The organism is Mesorhizobium sp. M0306 (assembly GCF_040321655.1).
Classification (GTDB): domain Bacteria; phylum Pseudomonadota; class Alphaproteobacteria; order Rhizobiales; family Rhizobiaceae; genus Mesorhizobium.
Map to the genome: position 1 here is coordinate 89,750 of NZ_JAMYRY010000007.1, position 9,956 is coordinate 99,705.

The following is a 9,956-nucleotide window of genomic DNA, read 5'->3' on the forward strand; positions in this document are numbered from 1 at the left end:
CCGGCATGCCGCGCGTGACAGCGGATAGAGCCTATGCCACATTTTGTACCTAATTTGTCCTGCAAAAGCCCCTTCTCGACGAAAGAAGGGACAGCTCATGAGGGAGCCGCTTGAAATGGCAACAATCGCGCTTGTCGACGACGATCGCAACATTCTGACTTCGGTTTCGATCGCCCTCGAATCCGAGGGTTATCGGGTCGAAACCTACACGGATGGGGCGTCGGCGCTGGAGGGACTGGCGGCGCGCCCGCCGAACCTCGCCATCCTCGACATCAAGATGCCGCGCATGGACGGCATGGAGCTGCTGCGCCGGATGCGTCAGAAATCCGACCTGCCGGTAATCTTCCTGACCTCCAAGGACGATGAGATCGATGAACTGTTCGGCCTCAAGATGGGCGCCGACGACTTCATCCGCAAACCCTTCTCGCAGCGTCTTCTGGTCGAACGCGTCCGCGCCGTGCTGCGCCGCGCCAGCACCCGCGAGGCGGCGGCCAAGGCGCCCAACCAGCAGGCTCGGTCGCTTGAGCGCGGCCAGCTTGTCATGGACCAGGAGCGCCACACGTGCACCTGGAAGGGCGAGCCGGTGACGCTTACCGTCACCGAGTTCCTCATCCTGCATTCGCTGGCCCAGCGTCCGGGCGTCGTAAAAAGCCGTGATGCGCTGATGGATTCGGCTTATGATGAGCAGGTCTATGTCGATGATCGCACCATCGACAGTCACATCAAGCGGCTGCGCAAAAAGTTCAAGGCCGTCGATGATGACTTCGAAATGATCGAAACCCTTTACGGAGTCGGGTATCGGTTCCGCGAAGCATGAGTTAATGCATGTCGCCCAAAAGTGGTCCCGGTTTTGGGGCAACGGCATGCATCAAAACGCTAATGCATGTCGCCCAAAAGTGGTCCCGGTTTTGGGGCAACGGCATGCATCAAACTAAAGACTGAGCGGGGGCTGCTATTCGATGGCAGTGCAAGTTGAGCGAGTGAGACGGTCGGGCGCCGCCAGGCGCCCGCCGCGGATTCTGCCCGCCTTCGTGTCGAAAATTACGGTGCCGATGCGCCGGTTTCTCGGCCATCACATCTTTTCCAGCCTGACGCGGCGCATCCTCTTTCTCAACCTTGCCGGCCTTGCGGTCCTGGTCACCGGCATTCTCTATCTCAACACCTTTCGCGACGGGCTGATCGACGCCCGTGTCGAGAGCCTGATGACTCAAGGCGAGATCATCGCCGGCGCGATCGCCGCCTCGGCGACGGTCGAGACCGATTCGATCAGCATCGATCCGGAGAAGCTGCTCGAGTTGCAGGCCGGCGAAAGCCTAGGCCCCGGCTCCGACCAGCTCGACAACCTCGATTTCCCGATCAATCCGGAGCGCGTGGCGCCGGTGCTCAGGCGATTGATCTCGCCGACGCGCACACGCGCCCGCATTTACGACCGCGACGCCAACCTGCTGCTCGATTCCCGCCATCTCTATTCGCGCGGCCAGATCCTTCGTTACGATCTGCCGCCGGTCGAAGAGGAACAGCCGGATCTTCTGGAGCGCATCCAGAAATTCGTCTTTGATTTCTTCCGCAACAAGCAGCTGCCGGTCTATCGCGAGCAGCCGGGTGGCAACGGTGCCGCGTTTCCGGAAGTGGTCAAGGCGCTTACCGGCAGTCCGTCGACGATCGTGCGGATATCGGAGCAGGGCGAGCAGATCGTTTCAGTGGCGGTGCCGATCCAGCGCTTCCGTGCCGTTCTCGGCGTGCTGATGCTGTCGACCGAAGGCGGCGACATCGACAAGATCGTCGCGGCCGAGCGCAAGGCGATCCTGCGCGTGTTCGGCATTGCCGCCCTGGTTACCGCCATCCTGTCGATGCTGCTGGCCTCCACCATCGCCAACCCGCTGCGCCGGCTTTCGGCGGCGGCGGTCAGGGTTCGCCGCGGCGTCAAGAACCGTGAGGAAATCCCCGACTTCTCCGACCGCCAGGACGAGATCGGCAATCTGTCGATCGCCGTGCGCGACATGACCAATGCACTCTACGCCCGCATCGAGGCGATCGAAAGTTTTGCCGCGGATGTCTCGCACGAGTTGAAGAACCCGCTCACCTCGCTGCGCAGCGCGGTGGAAACATTGCCGCTGGCCAGGAACGACAATTCGCGTAGCCGGCTGATGGATATCATCCAGCACGATGTGAGGCGGCTTGACCGCTTGATCACCGATATTTCCGATGCCTCCCGTCTCGATGCCGAACTGGCGCGGGAAGACGCGGGAACCGTCGACCTGAAGAAGTTCATCACCGATCTGGTCGCCGTCTCGCGCGAGGCCACGCGCAACAAGAAGGCGGTCGAGATCGAATTCAAGGTCGCCAAACTGCCGCAGGGCGTGAAAGGCTACTTCGTCGTCGGCCATGATCTGAGGATCGGCCAGGTGATCACCAACCTGATCGAGAATGCCCGCTCGTTCGTCCCCGAAGAACGTGGCCGCATCACCATATCGCTGGCGCGCGCCGGCAAGTTCAACATCGTCACCGTCGACGACAATGGGCCCGGCATCCGGGCCGATAACATCGATCGCATTTTCGAGCGGTTCTATACCGATCGGCCGGCCGGCGAGGCGTTCGGCCAGAACTCGGGCCTTGGCCTGTCGATATCCAGGCAGATCGTCGAAGCCCATGGCGGCACGCTGAGCGCCGAGAACATCCCGGGCACCAAGCCCGGCGAGATCAAGGGCGCGCGCTTCGTGGTAACGCTGCCGGCCGAAGGCTGACGGATGAATTCCAATCACGCCTGGTCCTATTGTGCAGCCTGAAAATATTCACGGCACCGCGATCCTGATAGGTGATCGCGGCATTCTCATCACCGGACCGTCCGGCTTGGGCAAGACGACGCTGGCGCTCGCCTTGATCGATCATTGCAGCCAGCGCGGGCTGTTTTCCCGGCTGATCGGCGATGACCAGCTCTATGCCGCCGATTGCGAGGGGCGGCTGGTCTGCCGCGCACCAGCCAGCATAGCCGGCCTCGTCGAGGTGCCGGGATTCGGCCCCAAGCCGATACAGTTCGAGCCAAGCTGCGTGATCGACCTCATTATCCGGCTGGTGCCAGCCGGCAAAATGGCCCGCTTCCAGGAAGACTGGAGCGAACTCGTTTTCGGCGTACCAGTGCCGCGCATCGATCTTGCCGGGCGCAATGTCGCGGCGGCCTTGCCGGCAGTGATGTCGCGCCTGTCGATTGCGCCTTTCCTGTGATCCGATTTCGATTTTTTGCTGCAATGCGTCAAATTGGCCTGGGCCGGCGCAATTTTGGGCTTGTCAACGGGCCTTGCGTCGACAAGATAGCGCTCCCGCCACCTGGAACGGTCGGCGAGCATAAAATGCGCCTGTGAAGCGGCCATGACGGGAGCCACCAAAGAATGATCGGACTCGTGCTTGTAACGCACGGTCAACTGGCCGCCGAGTTCCGCAATGCGGTGGAACATGTCGTTGGGCCACAAGACAATTTCGAGACCGTGGCGATCGGTGCCGACGACGATATGGAACAGCGCCGCCGCGACATTATCGACGCAGTCGGCCGCGTCGATACGGGATCAGGCGTCATCGTTTTGACCGACATGTTCGGCGGCACGCCCTCCAACCTCGCCATTTCAGTGATGGAATCCGGCCGTATCGAGGTCATTGCCGGCATGAACCTGCCGATGCTGATCAAGCTGTCCAGCGTTCGCAAAGGCGACAACATGACGGCCGCGCTGGATGAGGCGCAGGCTGCCGGCCGCAAATACATCAACGTCGCCAGTCAGCTCCTGAGCAGTAAATGAGTGCGCTGTTGCCGGAAAAGGACAAGATCGTTCGCGACTTTCCGATCGTCAACCAGCGCGGCCTGCACGCGCGCGCCTCTGCCAAGTTCGTTCAAATTGCAAGCGGCTTCAACGCCACGGTCCAGGTCGAGAAGGACGGGGTCAAGGTCGGCGGCACCTCGATCATGGGCCTGATGATGCTGGCGGCGAGCCCCGGTTATTCGATCCGCGTCACCGCCACCGGCCCGGAGGCCGAAGAGGTCATCGACGCGCTGGAGCAACTGGTTGCTTCCCGTTTTGGCGAGGAATGCTGACGTGTTGGTCGCCGCTTAAGACATGCACGGATAAAGATTTCTTTATATCCCATTGTCGTCCGACTCTCGATCTGCTAGTCAGGCCGGCAACTCGCGCCCTCCGGCACGCCTTCGGGGCGGGCGCGTCCCGCAATCAATTCGCATCGGAGCACTGCCATGACGGGTAGCAAGGACTATGTGGTCGCAGACATCGCGCTTGCCGGCTGGGGCCGCAAGGAGATCGAGATCGCCGAAACCGAAATGCCGGGCCTGATGGCCTGCCGCGAGGAATTCGGCGACAAGAAGCCGCTCAAGGGCGCGCGCATCACCGGCTCGCTGCACATGACCATCCAGACGGCGGTGCTGATCGAAACGCTTAAGGCGCTCGGCGCCGATATCCGCTGGGCTTCCTGCAACATCTTCTCGACCCAGGACCACGCTGCCGCGGCCATTGCCGAGGCCGGAATTCCGGTGTTTGCCGTCAAGGGCGAGACGCTGGAGGATTATTGGGTCTACACCGACAAGATCTTCCAATGGGCCGATGGCGGCACCTCCAACATGATCCTCGACGACGGTGGCGATGCCACCATGTACATCCTGATCGGCGCCCGCGCCGAGGCCGGCGAGGATGTGCTGTCCAATCCGGGCAGCGAAGAGGAAGAAATCCTGTTTGCCCAGATCAAGAAGCGCATGCAGGCATCGCCCGGCTTCTTCACCAAGCAGAAGGAAGCGATCCGCGGCGTCACCGAAGAGACGACGACCGGCGTCAACCGGCTCTATCAGTTGCAGAAAAAAGGCCTGCTGCCGTTCCCGGCGATCAACGTCAATGATTCCGTCACCAAGTCGAAATTCGACAACAAATATGGCTGCAAGGAATCGCTGGTCGACGGCATTCGCCGCGGCACCGACACGATGATGGCCGGCAAGGTCGCGGTCGTCTGCGGCTATGGCGACGTCGGCAAGGGCTCGTCGGCTTCGCTCAAGGGCGCCGGCGCCCGCGTCAAGGTCACCGAGGTCGATCCGATCTGCGCGCTGCAGGCGGCGATGGATGGTTTCGAGGTGGTCACGCTCGAAGACGCGGCGCCGACGGCCGACATCGTCATCACCACCACCGGCAACAAGGACGTCGTTACCCTCGACCACATGCGCCTGATGAAGGACATGGTGATCGTCGGCAACATCGGTCACTTCGACAACGAGATCCAGGTGGCGTCGCTGCGCAACCTGAAATGGACCAACATCAAGCCGCAGGTGGATATGATCACCTTCCCGGACGGCAAGCGGATGATCCTTTTGTCGGAAGGCCGTCTGCTCAACCTCGGCAACGCCACCGGCCACCCGAGCTTCGTCATGTCGGCGTCCTTCACCAACCAGGTGTTGGCCCAGATCGAGCTGTACACCAAGCCCGGTCAGTACGAAAACCAGGTCTATGTCCTGCCGAAGCATCTCGACGAAAAGGTCGCGCGCCTGCATCTCGACAAGCTCGGTGCCCGCCTGACCGAACTGTCCGGCGAACAGGCCGCCTATATCGGCGTCACTCCGCAGGGACCGTTCAAGCCGGAACACTACCGCTATTAACCACGGCGAAACTTACCACTAGATATTGAAGCCGGGCGATTGACTTTTCGCCCGGCTTTATTTTTGCGCTGATTGATTCTTCACGCCGATTCGCGCAAGCGCTATGGTGCTGATTCGCGGTCCGGGGGCGAGGCCCGGGCGCACGCATCAGGGCGGTCTTGCATTCAGGCGGCGAAGAGGACCAAGACATGCCGGGGGATAACCCGCCTTGCGCGGGACAGGCCGTTTCCGGCGGCCATAACGATTCGATCACGGGCTCCGCTGCCAGAGGCGGCAGCCTTTTATGGCGTGCCGGCAGCCGTGTCGGGGTGCTGCTTGCTTCTTCCGCGCTGGTTGGTCCGCTGCTTGGTTTTACTGCACATGCCCAAAACCGCGTGGCGCAAAAGGCCGGGCTGTCGGTCAGCACGGTCGAGGTCATGCAACTCGCCATGTTCGTCGGCGTCATGGGGGCGGCATTGCTGTCAGCCATCTTTCTGATCCGCGAAAGGGCGCGCACCTCGGCGGAAAATGCCGAGCTCAGGACCCGCATCGCTGACGTTAATGCCGCGCTGCAGCGCTCGGAGGCGCTGCTCCATTCCCGCGATCAGCGCGTGGTCGTATGGGCCGCCGAGAACAAGAAACCAGAGCTTGTCGGGACATTGCCGATCGAGAGCGGCGCGCCGGAGGACCGGGCGGCCTTCCTGGCTTTCGGACGCTGGCTGATGCCGCGTTCGGCGGCCGCACTCGAACATGCCGTCGCAGCGCTGCGGGACAAGGCAAAGCCCTTCGATCTGGTCATCGAATCGCAGGCCGGCCAGCCGCTCGAGGTTCACGGCCGCAAGAGTGCGGCGCATGTGCTGGTTCGCTTCGTCTCGCTGTCGGAGACACAGCGAAGCCAGGCCAGGCTGAAGATCGAGAACCAGCGCTTAGCCGCCGACCACGAGACGCTGATCGGCCTTCTGGATGCGCTCAAGATGCCATCATGGCTGCGCACCGTCGACGGGCGGCTGAAATGGGTCAACCGGGCCTATGCCGAAGCGGTCGAGGCCGAGAATGCCGAAGCGGCGGTCCGTGACGGCAAGGAATTCCTCGGCGGCCAGGCGCGCGACACGATCGCTGCGCAGCACAAGTCGCACCCCGTCTTCGAACAGGCGCTCTCCACGGTGATCGAAGGCGACCGGCGTATGTTTGCCGTGACCGACTTTGCCGGGGCGGATGGTTCGGCTGGTCTTGCCTGCGACATCAGCGCCATCGAGGCCATTCGCGGCGAGTATGAGCGGACCGTGCAGAGCCACGCCGATACGCTCGATCAGCTCAACACCGCCGTGGCGATTTTCGATACCGACGAGAAATTGCGGTTTTTCAATCAGGCGTTCCAGAAGCTATGGGGCCTCGACAGTGGCTTCCTGCACAGCGCGCCGGACAACGCCTTGCTGCTCGACCGCCTGCGCAGCGAAGGCAAGATTGCCGAGCAGCCCGAATGGCGGCGCTGGAAAGAGAGCTTGCTCGGCGCTTACCGCGCGGTTGAATCGCAGGAGCATTGGTGGCATCTGCCGGACGGCAAGACCATTCGCGTCATCGCCAATCCGCAGCCCAAGGGCGGCGTCACCTGGGTGTTCGAGAACCTGACCGAGAAGATGGACCTTGAAAGCCGCTACCAGACCGCCGTCCGGGTTCAGGGCGAGACGCTCGACAACCTTGCCGAAGGCGTCGCTGTGTTCGGTCCCGACGGCAGGCTGAGATTGTCCAACCCGGCCTTCGCGGCACTGTGGGGGTTGGATGCCGATGCCTCAAAACCCAACGTCCATGTCTCGACGATCCGCGACCTTTGCGACCGGCGTGCCGTCGACAGTCCGTGGGGCGGGTTCGTTGCCGCCATCACCGGCTTCGACGACGAGCGCCGCGACCGCCACGGCCAGACCGAATTGAACAACGGCACCGTTTTGCGCTACGCCGTCATCCCTTTACCCAACGGCCAGGTGATGATGACCTTTGTCGACGTTACCGACAGCGTCAATGTCGAGCGGGCGCTGAAGGACAAGAATGAGGCGCTGCAAAAGTCCGACCAGATCAAGAACGAATTCGTGCAGCACGTCTCCTATGAGCTGCGCTCGCCGCTCACCAACATCATCGGCTTTACCGAGCTTCTTTCACTGCCGTCGACTGGTCCGCTGAACCAGAAGCAACGCGAATATATCGGGCATGTCGGCTCGTCCTCCTCGGTCCTGCTCACCATCGTCAACGACATCCTCGATCTGGCGACGGTGGATGCCGGCATCATGGAACTCGACATTTCCGAAGTTCACATCGATCGGACCATTACAGCTGCCGCCGAACTGGTCGCCGACCGGCTAGAGGAACATGCGATCAAGCTTAGGATCGACGCGGCGGCCGCGCCGAAAACTTTCCACGGCGACGAGATCCGCGTCCGCCAGATCCTCTACAATCTGCTCAGCAATGCCGCCAACTACGCGCCGGAGGCGAGCACCATAACGCTCGCCTGCCGCCAACTTGCCGACGGCGTGGAATTTTCCGTTCACGATGACGGCCCCGGCATGCCGCCGGACCTGCTTGACTCAGTGTTCCGGCGCTTCGAGCCGCGCACCAATGGCGGCCGCCGCCGTGGCGCCGGGCTCGGCCTGTCGATCGTCAAGAGCTTTGTCGAACTGCATGGCGGCAGCGTCCGCATCGAGACCGGCAGGGATAAGGGCACTACGGTTGTTTGCGCCTTTCCCGACACGCCGTCCGGCATCCGCGCGGCGGCCGAGTAGCGCGTTCGATGGCGGTATTGGTGCTGGAGCGTTTTCTCGCCGACGAGGCTGCGACGGCAAGGTTCGGCGAGGACCTCGCCATGTCGCTGCGCGTTGGCGACGTGCTCGCTCTCAAGGGCGATCTCGGCGCCGGCAAATCGACCTTGGCACGGGCGCTGATCAGAGCACTGGCCGACGATGCCGGCCTCGACGTGCCGAGCCCGACCTTCACGCTGGTCCAGAGCTACGACACGCGTGTGCCGGTTCATCATTTCGATCTCTACCGCTTGGGCACGGCATCCGAGCTGGACGAGCTGGGCTTCGACGAGGCGCTGACGCAAGGCGCCGCGCTGGTCGAATGGCCGGAGCGGGCAGAGGCATATTTGCCGAAAACCTCGGTGCTGGTCGAACTTCTCCAGCAGGACGACGGCCGACTGGTGAAACTATCGGGAGAGGGCGCCGCCTTCGAGCGTGCGGCGCGATCGCTGGCGATGCGCGATTTTCTCGGGCAGGCCGGCTGGGGCGAAGCGCAGCGACGATATTTCATCGGTGATGCCTCGGCTCGCTCCTACGAGATCGTCACGCTCGCCGGATTTCCGCCGCGCGTGCTGATGAACTCGCCAAGGCTGCTGCTCGGACCGCCAGTCCGCGACGGCAAACCCTATGCCGAGATCGCCCACACCGCGCAATCCGTTTCGGCGTTCGTGGCCATCGACCGGGCCTTGCGGGCAGGCGGCGTCAGCGTCCCGGAAATCCACGCCCAGGACCTCGACCAGGGTTTTCTTCTGCTGGAACATCTCGGTTCCCAAGGGTTTCTCGACAAGCGCGGCCAGCCGGTGGCCGAGCGCTACGCGGCGGCGGCCGAACTGCTTGCCATGATGCATGGCAAAACATGGCCGGCCCGCATGCAGGCCGGCCCCCGCGTCTTCCACGAGGTGCCGCCTTTCGACCGCGACGCCATGATGATCGAGGCCGAATTGCTGGTCGACTGGTATGTCCCGGCGATATCAGGCGCTCCGCCAAGCGAGGCGTCGCGCGCCGGTTACCGCAGCGAATGGGATGCGGTGCTCGATCGGCTCGAAGGGCGCGAATACACGCTGATGCTGCGCGACTTTCATTCGCCCAACCTGATCTGGCGCGCTGACCGTTCCGGTCACGATCGTCTCGGCGTCGTCGATGTCCAGGACGCACTGATCGGGCCGTCCGCCTACGACGTCGCGTCGCTCGCCATGGACGCGCGCGTCACCATTTCACCCGAAATCGAAAAGCACACGCTCGCCGCCTACATCGCCGCGCGCCGCGCCGCCGGCGCCTTCGACGAGAACGAATTCCGCGAAACCTATGCAATCATGGCCGCACAGCGCAATTCCAAGATCCTCGGCATTTTCGTGCGGCTCGAAAAACGTGACGGCAAGCCTTATTATCTGAAGCATCTGCCGCGTATCCGCGATTATCTTCGCCGGGCGCTGGCGCATCCGGCGCTGGCCAGGCTGCAGGATTTCTACATCGCCCACGGCTTGCTGGAGGAACGCTCGATTTGACGGCTAAGGATTTGGGCCTGAAGGCGTCGGACGAGGGACCGATGCCGA

General features: G+C 62.6%; 8 protein-coding genes. All 8 read left to right on the plus strand.

What is annotated here, in order from left to right; genetic code table 11:
• Positions 1-115 precede the first annotated feature (115 nt).
• The 8 genes from NKI95_RS13160 to tsaE all read left to right on the plus strand — a co-directional run bounded on the left by NKI95_RS13160 (position 116) and on the right by tsaE (position 9,908).
• Positions 116-817, plus strand: coding sequence for a response regulator transcription factor (locus NKI95_RS13160; protein WP_023677547.1), 702 nt, complete (start codon positions 116-118; stop codon positions 815-817).
• A gap of 142 nt (positions 818-959) precedes the next feature.
• Positions 960-2,744: a sensor histidine kinase gene (locus NKI95_RS13165; RefSeq protein WP_352717203.1), complete on the plus strand. Its 1,785-nt coding sequence runs from the start codon at positions 960-962 to the stop codon at positions 2,742-2,744.
• A gap of 31 nt (positions 2,745-2,775) precedes the next feature.
• Entirely contained in the window at positions 2,776-3,222 is a 447-nt protein-coding gene (locus tag NKI95_RS13170; RefSeq protein WP_352464662.1) for an HPr kinase/phosphorylase, read from the plus strand.
• Between the two features lie 164 nt (positions 3,223-3,386).
• Positions 3,387-3,788: a PTS sugar transporter subunit IIA gene (locus NKI95_RS13175; protein WP_254815942.1), complete on the plus strand. Its 402-nt coding sequence runs from the start codon at positions 3,387-3,389 to the stop codon at positions 3,786-3,788.
• Positions 3,785-4,081 (plus strand): HPr family phosphocarrier protein, encoded by a 297-nt coding sequence (locus NKI95_RS13180; RefSeq protein ID WP_023677551.1) that lies wholly within the window; start codon positions 3,785-3,787, stop codon positions 4,079-4,081. The genes NKI95_RS13175 and NKI95_RS13180 overlap by 4 nt, the downstream gene beginning before the upstream one ends.
• 156 nt (positions 4,082-4,237) lie before the next feature.
• The gene (gene ahcY / locus NKI95_RS13185) at positions 4,238-5,638 is read left to right on the plus strand and encodes an adenosylhomocysteinase (RefSeq protein WP_023677552.1); all 1,401 of its coding nucleotides are present in this window, start codon (positions 4,238-4,240) and stop codon (positions 5,636-5,638) included.
• A gap of 188 nt (positions 5,639-5,826) precedes the next feature.
• Complete coding sequence (locus NKI95_RS13190; RefSeq protein WP_352717204.1) at positions 5,827-8,388, plus strand: sensor histidine kinase; 2,562 nt, start codon at positions 5,827-5,829, stop codon at positions 8,386-8,388.
• An 8-nt stretch (positions 8,389-8,396) separates the two neighbouring features.
• On the plus strand, positions 8,397-9,908 hold the full coding sequence (gene tsaE, locus NKI95_RS13195; protein WP_352717205.1) for a tRNA (adenosine(37)-N6)-threonylcarbamoyltransferase complex ATPase subunit type 1 TsaE: 1,512 nt from the start codon (positions 8,397-8,399) through the stop codon (positions 9,906-9,908).
• The last annotated feature ends 48 nt before the right edge of the window (positions 9,909-9,956 follow it).